The organism is Agrobacterium sp. SOY23 (assembly GCF_027212525.1).
Taxonomy (GTDB): domain Bacteria; phylum Pseudomonadota; class Alphaproteobacteria; order Rhizobiales; family Rhizobiaceae; genus Agrobacterium; species Agrobacterium tumefaciens_I.
Window position 1 is genome coordinate 126,835 of sequence record NZ_JAPWDT010000011.1, and the last position, 13,888, is coordinate 140,722.

The 13,888-nt window shown below is 59.1% G+C and carries 12 protein-coding genes; 4 read left to right on the forward strand and 8 right to left on the reverse strand.

The genetic code is table 11. The features are described 5' to 3' along the window. The first annotated feature begins 49 nt into the window (after nucleotides 1-49). Entirely contained in the window at nucleotides 50-1,333 is a 1,284-nt protein-coding gene (locus O3S81_RS24615) for a cystathionine gamma-synthase family protein (protein ID WP_269347447.1), read from the forward strand. A gap of 246 nt (nucleotides 1,334-1,579) precedes the next feature. On the opposite strand, the gene O3S81_RS24620 is transcribed toward O3S81_RS24615, so the two are convergent. The 6 genes from O3S81_RS24620 to O3S81_RS24645 form a co-directional block, all read right to left on the reverse strand. Continuing rightward, nucleotides 1,580-2,317, reverse strand: a complete 738-nt coding sequence (locus O3S81_RS24620) for an ABC transporter ATP-binding protein (RefSeq protein ID WP_269347448.1) — start codon at nucleotides 2,315-2,317, stop codon at nucleotides 1,580-1,582. Further along, nucleotides 2,317-3,123, reverse strand: coding sequence for an ABC transporter permease (locus O3S81_RS24625; RefSeq protein WP_269347475.1), 807 nt, complete (start codon nucleotides 3,121-3,123; stop codon nucleotides 2,317-2,319). Before O3S81_RS24625 ends, O3S81_RS24620 begins: the two co-directional genes overlap by 1 nt. A 47-nt stretch (nucleotides 3,124-3,170) precedes the next feature. After that, a complete protein-coding gene (locus O3S81_RS24630) occupies nucleotides 3,171-4,139 on the reverse strand; it encodes an aliphatic sulfonate ABC transporter substrate-binding protein (protein ID WP_269347449.1) in 969 nt (322 codons plus the stop codon). 327 nt (nucleotides 4,140-4,466) lie between these two features. Further along, nucleotides 4,467-5,720 (reverse strand): acyl-CoA dehydrogenase family protein, encoded by a 1,254-nt coding sequence (locus O3S81_RS24635; protein ID WP_269347451.1) that lies wholly within the window; start codon nucleotides 5,718-5,720, stop codon nucleotides 4,467-4,469. 46 nt (nucleotides 5,721-5,766) lie between these two features. Next, nucleotides 5,767-6,858 (reverse strand): rhodanese-like domain-containing protein, encoded by a 1,092-nt coding sequence (locus O3S81_RS24640; RefSeq protein ID WP_269347452.1) that lies wholly within the window; start codon nucleotides 6,856-6,858, stop codon nucleotides 5,767-5,769. Between the two features lie 38 nt (nucleotides 6,859-6,896). Beyond that, a complete protein-coding gene (locus tag O3S81_RS24645; RefSeq protein ID WP_269347454.1) occupies nucleotides 6,897-8,504 on the reverse strand; it encodes an ABC transporter substrate-binding protein in 1,608 nt (535 codons plus the stop codon). 12 nt (nucleotides 8,505-8,516) lie between these two features. Here O3S81_RS24645 and O3S81_RS24650 point away from each other — a divergent pair, with 12 nt between their 5' ends. Then, nucleotides 8,517-8,783, forward strand: a complete 267-nt coding sequence (locus tag O3S81_RS24650) for a hypothetical protein (protein WP_269347456.1) — start codon at nucleotides 8,517-8,519, stop codon at nucleotides 8,781-8,783. Between the two features lie 20 nt (nucleotides 8,784-8,803). Here O3S81_RS24650 and O3S81_RS24655 read toward each other — a convergent pair whose 3' ends face one another. Then, entirely contained in the window at nucleotides 8,804-9,655 is an 852-nt protein-coding gene (locus O3S81_RS24655) for a LysR family transcriptional regulator (protein WP_269347457.1), read from the reverse strand. A gap of 90 nt (nucleotides 9,656-9,745) precedes the next feature. Here O3S81_RS24655 and O3S81_RS24660 point away from each other — a divergent pair, with 90 nt between their 5' ends. Both O3S81_RS24660 and ggt read left to right on the forward strand, forming a co-directional pair. Beyond that, nucleotides 9,746-10,993, forward strand: a complete 1,248-nt coding sequence (locus O3S81_RS24660) for an MFS transporter (protein ID WP_269347460.1) — start codon at nucleotides 9,746-9,748, stop codon at nucleotides 10,991-10,993. Nucleotides 10,994-11,444: 451 nt separating this feature from the next. Further along, on the forward strand, nucleotides 11,445-13,202 hold the full coding sequence (gene ggt, locus O3S81_RS24665) for a gamma-glutamyltransferase (RefSeq protein ID WP_269347462.1): 1,758 nt from the start codon (nucleotides 11,445-11,447) through the stop codon (nucleotides 13,200-13,202). 81 nt (nucleotides 13,203-13,283) lie between these two features. Here ggt and O3S81_RS24670 read toward each other — a convergent pair whose 3' ends face one another. Then, entirely contained in the window at nucleotides 13,284-13,793 is a 510-nt protein-coding gene (locus tag O3S81_RS24670; RefSeq protein ID WP_269347464.1) for a hypothetical protein, read from the reverse strand. Nucleotides 13,794-13,888 lie beyond the last annotated feature (95 nt).

The window sequence follows — 13,888 nt, forward strand, 5'->3', positions numbered from 1 at the left end:
TTGCATGTAACCTGCAGACAGTTCAACACCAGCTGAGGGATCATCGGAAATGACTGCACCGCATCCGTCAAAAACCCATATCGGCAACCACGCTCTGCATCCTGAAACCCAGATGCTCAATTACGGCTACGATCCGGAATTGTCGGAAGGCGCCGTGAAGCCCCCGGTGTTCCTGACATCGACCTTCGTCTTCAAGTCTGCGGAAGACGGCCGAGACTTCTTCGACTACGTCTCCGGGCGCAAGGAGCCACCCGCGGGCAAGGGGGCAGGCCTCGTCTATTCGCGTTTCAACCATCCGAACAGCGAGATCGTCGAGGATCGTCTTGCCGTTTACGAACGTGCGGAGAGTTGCGCACTTTTCTCTTCCGGCATGTCCGCCATTTCGACAACGCTTTTCGCCTTCGCCCGGCCGGGTGACACCGTGCTCCATTCCCAACCTTTATACGGCGGCACGGAGACGCTGCTGGCGAAGACATTCCATAATTTCGGCGTTTCGGCCGTGGGTTTCGCCGACGGTGTCAGCGAGACCTCGGTGGCGGCCGCCGCAGAGGAGGCAATGGCGAAAGGCAGGGTGTCCGTCATCCTCATCGAGACCCCCGCCAACCCGACAAACAGCGTCGTCGACATCGCGATGATCAGCCGGATCGCCGACGTGATCGGCCAAAAACAGGGGCACCGGCCGATCATCGCCTGCGACAACACACTTCTCGGCCCAGTGTTTCAACGGCCCATCGAACACGGTGCCGACATCTCGCTCTATTCACTGACAAAATATGTTGGCGGGCACTCCGACCTCATTGCCGGGGCAGCGCTTGGTCGGAAGGATATCATGAAGCAGGTGAAGGCGCTGCGTGGAGCGATCGGCACGCAGCTCGATCCGCACTCGTGCTGGATGCTCGGGCGCTCCCTTGAGACGCTGCAAATCCGGATGGAGCGGGCAAACAGCAACGCCAGCATCGTGGCTGAATTCCTGAAGGCGCATCCCAAGGTCGAGAAAATCCATTACCTGCCGTTCAACGATCCGGCATCCCCGGTCGGCAAGGTGTTTGCCGCTCAATGCTCCGGCGCCGGGTCAACCTTCTCGTTCGACATAGCGGGCGGACAGGCCGCGTCTTTCAAATTCCTCAATGCCCTGAAGATATTCAAGCTCGCGGTAAGCCTTGGCGGCACGGAATCTCTCGCCTCCCACCCCGCAACCATGACGCATTCGGGTGTTCCCGCCGATGTTCGCCAGCGCATTGGCGTGCTTGATTCCACGATCCGGCTGTCAATCGGCATCGAGCACCCCGACGATCTCATCGCCGACCTAACCCTCTCGCTGGACGTCTCCTGACGAAGAGGAAAACGCCGATTGCCATAATAGCCTCAGACAGACCGTTCAGCTATTGTGCGGTCTCCACTACCTTGGGGAACCTCGCGACGCCTGGGACAAACCCCGTCGCTCGTATTACTAAGCGTACCAACCGGTGACCCGAAAACGAACCCAAACCGCTACAATCTCGACGTCGAATGTTCTCCGCTCTCAAGGAGCCTGCCAGTCAAGATCAAGCAGGCAGCGAATTTCCGGCATTTTACCATCTCACGCACTCGCGAGTGAGGAGCCGAGAAGAGCCCTGGCCTCACGACGGTAGTGATCGACACCATCATCGTCCCGGTCGCGTCGGCCCGGCAGATCGACAGTGATTTCCTCAACGATGTGCCCTGGCCAAGGCTTCATCACGACGATCCGGTGCGCCAGTAAGACGGCCTCATCAATATCATGGGTAACGAGGATAATCGTCGGGCGGCTTTCTTCCCATATGTCCAGAATATGGTTTTGCAGGGCGGCCCGTGTCAGCGCATCGAGCGCCGAGAACGGTTCATCGAGAAGCAGGACTTCGGGCTGGGTCACCAATGCCCGGGCAATCGCGACACGCTGCGCCTGCCCACCGGAAAGCTCCTTGGGCAGCCGGTCTTCGTATCCTTCGAGATGGACTTGCCCGAGAGCGAGACGAATTCGTCGATCCCGCTCGGGAGCCGGCAGATCGGCCAGGCCGAACGCAATATTGTCCCGGACCGTCAGCCAGGGCAGCAAGCGCGGTTCCTGAAATATCAGGTTGATCAGCGGATGCGGCTCTGTGACAGTTTCGCCATTGATTACCACCGTTCCACGGCTCGGCCGTTCAAGCCCGCTGATCAGCCGCAAAAGCGTACTCTTGCCGCAGCCGGAACCGCCGATCACCACGAGGATTTCGCCGCGCGGCACGTCGAGCGTGAAGCCGCCAAGCGCCTGGACACCGTTGCCATAGGTCTTGGAAAGTCCGTTGAGCGACAGCATCACGCCCCCTCCCGCTTGAAATTGTCCTGCCAGGCGACAAGTGGCGATGTCAGCAACACGAGCAACCCATCGGACAGTTTGCCGATGATGGCGAAGATGATGATCGACGCCACGATCTGATCGGGCTTGCCGAGCTGCTGGCCATCGACCAGCAAATACCCCAGGCCTTCGGAAGCGCCCATGAATTCGGCGGCAACCACGAACATCCAGCCAAGCCCAAGGCCCGAGCGCAACGAAACGATGAAGGATGGCAGGACCGCAGGAAACAGGATGCGGCGCACCAGATCAAAGCCGGACAGCCTGAAAATCCGACCGACCTCGACGATCTTGCGATCGACAGAGAGAAGCGCCGTCGAGACGCCGAGATAGACGGGGAAAAACACGCCGGTCGCAATGAGGACGACCTTCGATGTTTCAAAAATGCCGAACCACAGGATGAACAGCGGAACCCAGGCGATCGACGGGATGGCACGCAGGGCCTGCAGCGTCGGATCGATCAGGCGTCGGGCAACACCAAAAAAGCCGGTTATGCTGCCGAGTAGAGCGCCAGCCAGCGATCCCGCGACAAAACCGAACAGCACCCGCAGGCAGGTCGCACCGACATGTTGATAGAGATCGCCCGCCTGCGCCAGTTGCCATAGCGTGGCGATGATCCGCGAAGGCGGCGGGACAAGGCGTCCCGTCGCCAATCCTGAGGAAACAGCCAGCTCCCAGATCAGAAAACCGCCGGCAGGCAGGAGTATGGCGAGCAGGGCGCGTGCGAGAACCGGTGACCATACTTTGGTCGCACGGCTCTCTCCTTGAATTTCACCCCGTTCCGCCAGAATGTCGGTTGTGGTCACGTTCCGCACCGTTATTGAACGAGAGCTTCACTGAAGCTTGGATCGATAAGCTTGTCAGTCTCGGCCGCGATATCGGCTCCGGTCGGCAGGACTCCCGCCTGCTGCAAGGCAAGTCCCGCTTTCAGGATGGTGTCACGCTGTTCCGAGCCGATGCGGGAATATTGCAGATTGGTGCGCTCCAGTTGCTTGGTGATAACCGCGTCGGGCAGCTTGGCTGCTTCGATCAGGGCGGCCTTCAGTGCCGCCGGATCGGCAATCGCACGCTTGCGCGCCTGTTCATAGACACCCAGCACCCGCTTCACGATATCGGGGTGTTGGCCGGCGAAGGTTTCAGTGGTGTTCAGCACACCCCAGCTATTGTTCTCGGGCTTGCGATAGAACAGCTTTGCACCATCCTCCACTTCGGCAGCGGCCATCAGCGGATCGAGGCCGGCCCAGGCATCGACGTCGCCGCGGGTCAGCGCAAGGCGGCCATCGGCATGCTGGAGCAAAACGAACTTCACATCACCATCCTTCAGTCCGGCATCGGCCAGCGCCCGGACAAGAAAGATGTGCGGGTCGGTGCCGCGGGTGACCGCAACCGACTTGCCTTTCAGGTCGGCAACGCTGGTAATCTCGGAATCCCTGCCAGTTACGAGGGCAGTCCATTCCGGACGCGAATAGACATAGACCGACTTGATGGGATTGCCGTTGACACGCGCGATCAGCGCGGCGGCGCCGGCCGTGGAACCGAAATCGATTGAGCCGGCATTAAGAAATTCAAGTGCCTTGTTCGAGCCGGCCGATTGCACCCACCTTATGGCGATACCGTCCTTTTCGAATTCCTTTTCCAAAAGCCCCTCCTTCTTGAGAAGAAGGCCGACCGGATTGTAGGTCGCCCAGTCGATGCGAATTTCCGACAGGTCGGCCGCCGCCGCCGGCGCCAGTCCCAGACCGATGAAGGCGGCAACCGCCGCAAGCCTCGCAATGATAGATCGCATGAATGAGCCCTCGCCGGCACGAATTGATAATCGTAGGAGCCTAGGCACTTGATCGCGTCAGGATAAGGAAAGATGTTCCATAGTATTGTTTGTATATGGAATTTATCAGCTTAAATGAACCACGAGGTGACCCAAAATTTTGGCGCATACTCTTCTGGCAGCCGCCCGATACCAGGCAAGCGAAATGAGCCCTTGCCATCGCCCACGCGCCTGAAGCTCCGGCACGACATATCGATGAATGTTTCGTAGCTTTCCGGCACCACTGTCCGGGTCAGGTTGAACCCGTCGACCCCGCTCTCGTCCACCCATCTGATCAGCCCGGTTTGATCACGCTCCGGCCTGCTCCTTCTCCGTCCGCGAGACTATCCCCACCCCTCCATGCGGCGTTGGTGAGATGCCGTTCACGGCGAAATCTCCCACGATACGATCGTGATAGATGCGGGGATTGTGCGAGGTGATGGTGCGGGCGTTTCGCCAATGGCGATCAAGACCATGGCTGCGTTTTGCCGCTGAGGCGCCAAGCGCGTCGAAGAGGACCGTGGATGCATCGAGGATCAGATTGCTGACCACCGTAACCGACTGGCTGACCTCAAGGTCTGCATTGCGATTTGCCAGCGCAATACGTTTCACATCGCCTGAAAGATTGGCTTCATAAGCAGCCTGTAACGCTTCCGCCGCCTTTAACACGATGACGCCGGCGCTATAGGCCGCTCCCCTCACTCGCCCCACGACCTGCAGCACCTGTGGATCTTCGGCAAAACGCGAGGCGTTGCTGCGCTGATAGACCCGCTTGCGCTCCGCCACATGGCGGGCGATTTCCGAGGCGGCCGCACGACCAATGCCGGCAAGCGAAGCCAGATGGACAAGCTGGAAAAAGCCGCCCGAATAGCTGAAGCGAAGGGCGCTGGGTTTGATGAGATCTTCGGAAATCGCCACATCGGTAAAACGTGCCGTACCGCTGGCCGTCAATGCCTGTCCAAAACCGTCCCAGTCATCGAGAATCTCGACGCCTTCGGCCTTCGTGGGAACAAGCGCGCCAATCGGCGCGCCATCACCATCCACGGCGCCCAGCGTGATCCAGTCCGCGTAAAGCGAGCCGGTTGTATAATATTTCTCGCCGTTCAGCCGCCAGCCGCTGCCATCGCGCGTGAGTTGGGTGGAATAGGTTCCAAGCCGGGTATCTCCGATTTCGGAAAACCCGCTGCCGATGGTTTCTCCCTGCTCGATCCGCGTCAGCCATGCATCCCGCCATGGCGAAGGTTCTGCGTTAAGCAGATCCTCTGTGAACCCCAGATGGCTGCGGTAAGCATTGGTGAGATTGGGATCCGCTTCCGCCAGTTCGATGACCAGGCCGAAAAATTCAGGCAGTGTCAGGCCGAGGCCTCCAAATTTTTCCGGCAGGCGCAGCTTGGAAAAGCCAGCCTTTTTCAAAACATCATAGTCATTGAAACGAAGCTCGCGGCCAAGATCATGTCGTATGGCGTCTCTGCCGATATCGGAAAAAATCCCCCGAAATCTTTCGGCTATCGTGTCGAAGCGTTTGCTGGGCGCGGAACCCCAGGCCTGGCTGGCATTGGTCATTACAAATCCCTGTCTGTAGAGCGGTCTGGCGAAATTCGAGCCGCGCTTATGCCGCGGCGGCTTCGACACCCTGTTCGAAATCATGCAGATGAACAGCGATTTCAAAACCCCGCCGTTTCAGCCAATGCGCCACGACGCGGGCGCGGGCGCCCAGCAGGTCATCCACGAGAACGATCCGGGCGCCGCGCACGGCAACGGTGCGATAGGCGACACCGAGAAGCTGCCCGCCCTCCGAAGAAATGGAACCTTCAAGATGCGAAGCCGCGAATTCTTCCGGCGTTCTCACATCAAGAAAATAGGTCGTTCGCGCCTTGTCCCGCAGCCATGTTTCGGCCGTCGGGCGGTCGATGAACAGCAGATCGTCGTCACGGGAGAATGTTTCGAGCCGCGTCTTCGCAATGTCCCTGGCATCGTCACTGGCGGGCGGAAATGTCCGTGAACGCCCCGTTTCCAGTTCAAACCCGTCATCCGTCCAGCCGCGCGTCCCCTCGTGCAGATAGCTGACATCGTTTTCGAGGCCGGCGTCGATCAATGTCTGCGCGCCCAGAATTGCGCGGGGCAGACCCGCGCAGGAAACGACGACCCTCGTTTTGGGTGACGGCACGACATCGGCGAAACGCAGCAGAAGTTCTGCACCCGGCACGCCGATGGCGCCCGGCACGTGTGCCTTTTCATATTCTGCGATTGTGCGGGTATCGATGACGACGACATCCTCGCCGGCATCCTTCCAGGCCTTCAGTTCCCGCGCGAAAACGACCGGCGTACCCTTTTCCTGCCGCACCTTCTGGACGAAAGGAACGCCGGGAATATCGAATGTCGGCAGGTTATCGACGCCGCCTTCGATCCACGCCGGAATTCCACCAAGCAGAAAATGAATGTCGCTCCAGCCGTTTGCGGCAAGCCGTCCCGCCGCCTGTTGCGCGCTTCCTTTTCCATCGTCCACCAGAACGGTCCGTACGGCAGGGCGCGGGATGAAGCGGTCTATTTCCGCCTCCAGCCGTTCTACCGGAAGATTGGTCGCAAATAGCGGCGATGCATATCCCACCTCTTCACTGGGGCGGATATCGAGAACGGCAAGCTCCCTGCCATCTCCCAGCCATTCAATGAAACGATCCTTGGTTAGCGCCTGCACAGACATCGCATTTCCTCCTGAAAGATTGGTTTTTACGTGAAGGTTCAGGCCGTCGGGTCAAGCCAGAGATCGCCGAAACTCCAGTTGAGCCCCTGCGCGCCGGTGACGTAATTCTTGACCCGCTTGTGCGCCACGATCTGGCTGCCCGCCGCCACAAGATCGACCGAGGCGACTTCGTCATGGATAAGTCGCTGGAACTTGCTCCAGATCACCCAGCGTTTCTTCGGATCGGACTCGATGGCCGCCGCTTCCAGAAGCGCATCCGCCTCCGGATTGGCGTAGTTGGCCGCGTTGGAGAAAGGCAGCCCGATCTTGAAATTCTTGCTCCAATAGGCGCGCTGGATGCCGAGCGACGGATCGAAGGTGTTGGAAAGGGATTCCACCACCAGATCGAAGGCGCGGTCCGTATAGACCGTCTTCAGATAGGTCGGCAGATCGTATTTCCGGATTTCGACCGCGATGCCGATCTTTTCAAGCTGGCTGCGAAGAACATCGGCATAGCCGGGCGTCAGATAGGAATTATAGGTCAACCGCACTGGAAAACGCTTGCCGCCGTCCTTGCGCGGATATCCCGCCGCATCGAGCAGCCTTTCCGCTTCCTTCGGGTCATAGGCATGGGCCTTCACCGACGCGTCATACCAGTTCGGCAGGGCCGTGCTGACGGGGCTTGGCGATATCTGCGCATAACCGAAGAGCGCCACATTGACGATTTCATCCAGATTGATCGCCTTTGCAACGGCGAGGCGGACATCTTTCTTGCGGAAGATCTCGCTATCGTAATTGAAGAACAACTGCTGCTGTGGCCCCGCATAGGCATAGGTGTTGGTGTCCAGAACGAGATCGGGGTTCTGCTTCAGCCGCTCGAGATCCGCCAGCGGAACCGGATTGTCGCCGATGTCCACCTCCCCCGTTTCCAGAGCCACCGCCCGCGCGGCGGGATCGGTGATGATGCGCAGGATGATGCGGTCGAGATAGGGTTTGCCCGCATCCCAGTAATCGGGATTTCTTTCGAAGATCAGATGGCTGCCCGGCGTCCATTCCGTCAGTTTGAAGGGACCGGTGCCGATCGCGGTCTGCAGCGTCTGGCCATCGGCGGGCTTCAGTTTTTCGAAAATATGCTTCGGTACGATCGGCGATTCCGAACTTGATTGCGCGGCGATCAGGAACGGCGCCGGCTTGGACAGAACGATGATGGCAGTCAGCGGATCCGGCGTTTCCACCACCTCGACGTTCTGATAGGTGATGCGGCCGCGTGGATGGGCTTCCTTCAGCCGGAAAATTGAAAACGCGACATCTTCCGACGTGAAATCCCGGCCGTCGTGCCATTTCACATTCGGGCGGAGCTTGAACGTATAGCGCAGATTGTCATCAGAGACGGACCACTGCGTGGCCAGCAAGGGCTGTGGATTGAGGTCGAAATCGAATGTCAGAAGACCTTCCACGATCTTCGGGCCGATCGCCTGCCCCGTTCCTGAGGATGTGTTGATGGCGAAAAGCGCGTTGCCGGGATCGACACGATAGAGCAGCTTGAGAGTGCCCCCGGAGACGGGGCGGCTCACCTCGCCATTCGCTGCGAATACCGAACCCGGCAGGGCCGTTCCTGCCGTTGCCAGAAGAAGCATCTTGTTGAACTGGCGGCGTCCTATCGTCATGAAAATCCCCGTTTGAAACAGCGTTTCGATGACAAAAGCATCGGGGCAAAGCGACGCGTCGCTAAGAAGAAAATTCTTCTCGACCTACAAAGGAAACATTTCTTGCAGAATTTTATTTCAAAACGTATGCACCAAGGCACCAAAATTTGTGCTGAATTATTGGGCTGCCTTGGATCGCCGTTGCGTTTCTTCGCGACATGGGGAGATAAAAGGAAATTTCGACAACATGCCTTTCGAACGTTCGATGGAAATGTTGTTCCCTTGAAAAATCGCGAATGAGCAAGACATTGCTCACCGCTTCAGGATGGGCGGAATGCCCCCGTGATCCGTCGCAGCACGGCGTTCGCATGGTCGCCGGTAATCGTGGAGATCATCACGACATCCAGTTTCGGAAGTTCCGGTAGCGCGCGGCTCCTGACCTGCAGCACACCAACGGGCGCCGCGCTTTGCGCCAGAAGCGCAACGCCGATTCCAGCCTCCGCAGCGGCTCCCACCGCCGTTGCGCCGGTGCCGACAAACACTTCTCGCCAGGCTATGTCCGCGCTCTCCAGCGCCCGAAGGGCCATGGCTCGCAAATTACAGGGTTCCGGTTGCAGCACCAGCGGCACCGGGACATCTGAAGCCAGATCGAAATCCGAGCTGCAGTACCAGCCGAAGCTCTCCTGAAACAGAGCCTCTCCATCCCGGCGGATATCATCGTGCCGCAGCACAACGATCGCATCGAGTTCTCCGGCATCATAAAGGTCAAGCAGGGTTCTTGTGCCGGCGGTGCGAAGATGAAGCGTAACGCTCGTTTCACGCTCGCTGACAACCCGAAGTATCCGAGGCAGGTCGGCGCCGATTAGATGATGCGTGACACCGATCGCCAGACGCGTCGGCTCCTGACCGAAGACATCAAGCGCGCGACGGCCGGCGGCGACATAGGCACGCGCGGGTTCCAGAAAGCGTTCACCCGCAGCGGTCAACCGCACGCGGCGCGGCGTCCGTTCGACCAGGCGATGTCCCAGCATGTCTTCGAGCCGGCGCAACCGCAGGGATATGGCCGCCTGCGTCGTATTCATCACGCCCGCGACCCGTGTGAACGACTGAAATTCGGCAACAAGAAGAAAAGCCTCGACGGCCTCAGGATCCAATGAGCGCATGGCATTCATAACAAACTGTTATCGCTGAAACTTGCAAGCCCCTAATTCTGTCATCTCTTCAAGGCGGCTATTGCACGAAACTCTTGATAGGAGTTTTTCGTGTCGTCACAGATTTCCTCGCCCCTGCCTACCCCCGCGCCTACCGTTGATTCCCGCATATGGGCAGCGCTTGCCGTGGCGGTCGCAACACAAACCACAGGCTCATTCGTATCGCAGGGCATTTACATTCTCGTGCCCTTCTGGCGGGAAGCATTCGGCGTTTCCCTCGCATCCGCATCCCTTGCTGTCACCGTCATGAACGGTGTCCAGATCGCGACGATGTTTATGCTCGGCCGCGCCATCGATATTCATGGCGAGCGTCGTATTGTCGGCATTGCCATGCTCGGCATGGCGATCGCCATGGCCTGTGCGGCAACATTCGCAAACCGTCTGCCCGCGCTGCTTGTTTGCATCGCGTTTCTGGGCGGCACCTATGCGGCTGTCCAGCCGGGCGGCACACGGGCGATCATGCGTTGGTTTCCACCCGCCAAACGCGGAATCGCCACAGGGTTTCGGCAGGCCGCGGTTCCCTTAGGAACGATGATCGCCGCCGCTCTCCTGCCGTTCATGGCGGTCCGCTACGGGTGGCATGCCGCGGCCTGGCTCTGCGCCGGTGTTTCCCTCACGGGCGGTGCACTTTTCTGGGGGCTGTATCGCGAGGGAGGCGATGTAGCAGCAAAAACCGAGCGTCCGCTCCCCCTCGTAGAACTCGTCTGCATCGTCGGGCAGGATCGCAGCTTCTGGCCCGTATTGCGGCTTGGCATTGCCATGTCGGCGTTTCAATTCACCCTTACCGCACACGTCATCGGCTTCATGGCCGACGGATTGGGGCTTGGCCTCTTTGTCGCCTCTTCAATGTTTGCCGGAACACAGCTTGCGGGCATTCCCGGCCGCATTCTTCTGCCCTGGCTCAGTGATCGCTTCCGGCCCGGCCTTCGCGGTCAATCGTTTGGGCTGGTATCCGTCATTGCTGCCTGCGCCGCGGCATTCCTCGCGCTTCTCCCCATCGGCACCCCGCTGCCCGTAATCCTCCTCGTGCTTGTCATATTGGGAATATTCGGGATCGGCTGGTTTCCGCTTTATCTTCTGCAGATCGCCGAGAGCGCACCAAAGGGCTCGATAGCCTCGACAATCGCCTTCGCATCCACGATCTGTTTGGCTGTCATGGCACTTGGCCCCTACCTGTTCGGGCTCCTGGTCGATCATTTCGGTTATGGAGCAGCATGGTCGGCCCTGATCGCGCCAGTGGTTGTAACGGCGCTGCCTCTGGCCACGCCGCCGCGCCTTGCCACACAACGGAAAATGTGAGTGCCCACAATTCGGCGGCAAATTAAATCGCATGCTTTCGACGAGAAACGACTTGGACGCTGCCCGCCTGTCTTTTTAAGTCACGAAACATGCTTTCTCGTTTGCCGGATCAACCAGTCGCGAAAGAGAATGATATTTGCATTGTGCGATTTCCGTTCGGGGTAAACAGCAAAATAGGAGTCGTCCGACCGAATGGGATCGCCAAATGGCATATGAAGCAGGCCCTCCTCCAATTCATCGACTGTTCGCCCCCTTACGGCGTCGATGGAAATTTCCTGAAACCTATCAAGGGACAAAGCGACGTCCCGATAATAGTTTGCCAGGCCGGGCCTTTGCCGGAGCAAAGAGAGTGCGGAAAATCATCCGCCTGAGTCATTGGGGGTTGACCTTCCGGCCCGGTTGGATGCTCTTTTCACACTAACGGGTTATCCCTCTCTGGAGGATAAGGCTAATGAAAATGAGATTTCTCGGTGAGGCTGTTCTCGCCTTATTGCTTTCCACCGCAATCGCCTCCGCCCAGCAGGCCTCCGATATGGTTGCACCGGAGAAAGCGGCGGGTGTTGCGACTGCGAGACGTGTCGAGGCAAGGGGCTTCATGGTCGCGGCAGCCAATCCGCTGGCGGCCGAGGCGGGACGCGACGTGATCGCCGCGGGCGGTAACGCTATCGATGCGATGGTGACGGTGCAGACCGTGCTGGGCCTCGTTGAACCGCAGAGTTCTGGTCTCGGCGGCGGTGCCTTCCTCGTCTATTACCACGCCAAAAGCGGCAAGCTGACGACGTTGGACGGCCGGGAGACGGCGCCGATGGAGGCCGCGCCCAAGCTCTTTCTGGATGACAAAGGTCAGCCGCTTAAATTCATGGACGCAGTAGTCGGCGGCCGCTCCGTTGGCACACCGGGAACGGTGCGACTTCTGGAGGAAGCCCATAAACGCTATGGAAAGGCGGAATGGGCAAGCCTGCTGAAACCGGCGGAAAAGCTGGCGACCGAGGGTTTCAAAGTGTCGCCGCGTCTTGCCTCCCTCATCGCGTCCGAGGGCGACCGGCTGAAGAAATATCCAGAGGCCCGCTCCTATTTCTTTGACGCCTCCGGGGCGGCCCTGCAGACAGGTACCCTGTTGAAGAACCCGGCCTACGCCGAGACGCTTGCGGTGCTCGCCAAAGGCGGCGCAGACGCCTTTTACAAGGGAAGAATTGCCGAGGCGATCGTCAAGACTGTGCGCGAGGCAGCCGACAATCCCGGCGTGCTGTCGCTTTCCGATCTTTCCAACTATCGCGTTATCGAGCGCGAGCCGGTCTGCTTTATCTACCGTGCTTTTGACGTTTGCGGCATGGGACCGCCATCGTCAGGCGGCATCGCTGTCGGCCAGATGCTCGGCATGGCGGAGAATTTTAATCTCAGGTCCCTGGGACCGAATAATGTCGAAAGCTGGCGCATTATCGGCGATGCGCAGCGTCTCGCCTTCGCCGATCGCGAACGTTACGTCGCTGACACCGGTTTCGTGCCACTACCGGTCAAGGGCCTGCTGGACAAGACCTATCTAAGCGAGAGGGCAAGGCTGCTCGGCGGTGACAGGGCCTTGGCCAAAGACGCCGTCAAGGCCGGCGAGCCGGAATGGGACCACGCTCTGCTTTTCGGCCGGGATGCCGCGCTCGAGTTACCCTCCACAAGCCATTTTGCCATTGTCGACAAGGAAGGCAACGTGGTCTCGATGACGACGACGATCGAAAATGGCTTCGGCTCGCGTCTGATGACGAATGGCTTCCTGCTCAATAACGAGTTGACAGACTTTTCCTTCAAGACCCATGACGGTGGCCTGCCGATCGCCAACCGCGTCGAGCCCGGCAAACGGCCGCGCTCCTCCATGGCCCCGACGATCGTGATGAAGGATGGAAGACCGCTGCTCGCCATTGGTTCACCCGGCGGCAGCCAGATCATTGGTTATGTGGCACAGGCGCTGATTGCTTACATTGACTGGGGCATGCCGGTTGAGGCGATCGTCGCCCAACCGCATCTCATCAACCGGTTCGGCACCTACGACATCGAGGCCGGCACCAGCGCGGAAAATCTGGCCGGGCCGCTGAAGGCGCTGGGTTACGAGGTGAAACCGGGTAAGATGAATTCCGGTTTGCATGCCATCGAGATGACCGCGCAAGGTCTGGCCGGCAGCGCCGATCCACGACGCGAGGGAGCAGTTATAGGGGAGTGAACGGCCCGCCTCTGGAAAGGTGCAGGAATGGTCCATTCAGACATCAATCGCAGATTACCGGGTAGCCTTTCAGAGGGGCTGTTAAACAACACTGCCTGCGACGAGATCAATCACAACAGCGTGCCGGGCTGGATCCCGAACGATCAAGCTATAGTCGAATTGCGAAGGAGGACGGTTTTGGCGTAGCCAGCCAAGCGAAGGCGCCTCGTTCGTGACCACTATGATCGGCTTGCGTTGATCGGCCTTTGCGACATCGACGATCATTGCCAGGACTTCCTGGTCCGGATTCCCATGTTTGCCGTTCGCCGAGAGCAGACAGATATCGGCCGGCAGGCGCTCGAAGTAGTTTTTCGTTACATTTCTATCGCTGCCGTGATGCTGAACCTTAAGAAGACGAAGGCGGTGGGGGGCGTCTTTCGCAATAGCGCCGCTCTGTTCTAGGCCGCTGAGAATGTGATCGCCCCGTGCATCTCCGGTAAGAAGGATATCGCCGGCCGGCGTCGTACCGAACAATACGATGCTGCTCAGATTGGGCACGCTTTTGTCGGCATTGGCCATGGCCTGAATATTCCCAAGCGCAAATGCGTCCATGTTGCGCTCGATCCAATCGATCCATTAGTCCTGCAGTTCCCTGAGATTGGCGGTCGTAGGACCCGCGACGACAAAATCCGCCTTGCCGAGCGGCC

What these genes read in the sequence shown, in the direction of transcription:
- O3S81_RS24655 (WP_269347457.1), bottom strand. Translation starts at nt 9,655, where the DNA reads ATGAATGCCATGCGCTCATTGGATCCTGAGGCCGTCGAGGCTTTTCTT.
- O3S81_RS24630 (WP_269347449.1), bottom strand. Translation starts at nt 4,139, where the DNA reads ATGCGATCTATCATTGCGAGGCTTGCGGCGGTTGCCGCCTTCATCGGT.
- O3S81_RS24615 (WP_269347447.1), top strand. Translation starts at nt 50, where the DNA reads ATGACTGCACCGCATCCGTCAAAAACCCATATCGGCAACCACGCTCTG.
- ggt (WP_269347462.1), top strand. Translation starts at nt 11,445, where the DNA reads ATGAAAATGAGATTTCTCGGTGAGGCTGTTCTCGCCTTATTGCTTTCC.
- O3S81_RS24635 (WP_269347451.1), bottom strand. Translation starts at nt 5,720, where the DNA reads ATGACCAATGCCAGCCAGGCCTGGGGTTCCGCGCCCAGCAAACGCTTC.
- O3S81_RS24645 (WP_269347454.1), bottom strand. Translation starts at nt 8,504, where the DNA reads ATGACGATAGGACGCCGCCAGTTCAACAAGATGCTTCTTCTGGCAACG.
- O3S81_RS24670 (WP_269347464.1), bottom strand. Translation starts at nt 13,793, where the DNA reads ATGGACGCATTTGCGCTTGGGAATATTCAGGCCATGGCCAATGCCGAC.
- O3S81_RS24620 (WP_269347448.1), bottom strand. Translation starts at nt 2,317, where the DNA reads ATGCTGTCGCTCAACGGACTTTCCAAGACCTATGGCAACGGTGTCCAG.
- O3S81_RS24640 (WP_269347452.1), bottom strand. Translation starts at nt 6,858, where the DNA reads ATGTCTGTGCAGGCGCTAACCAAGGATCGTTTCATTGAATGGCTGGGA.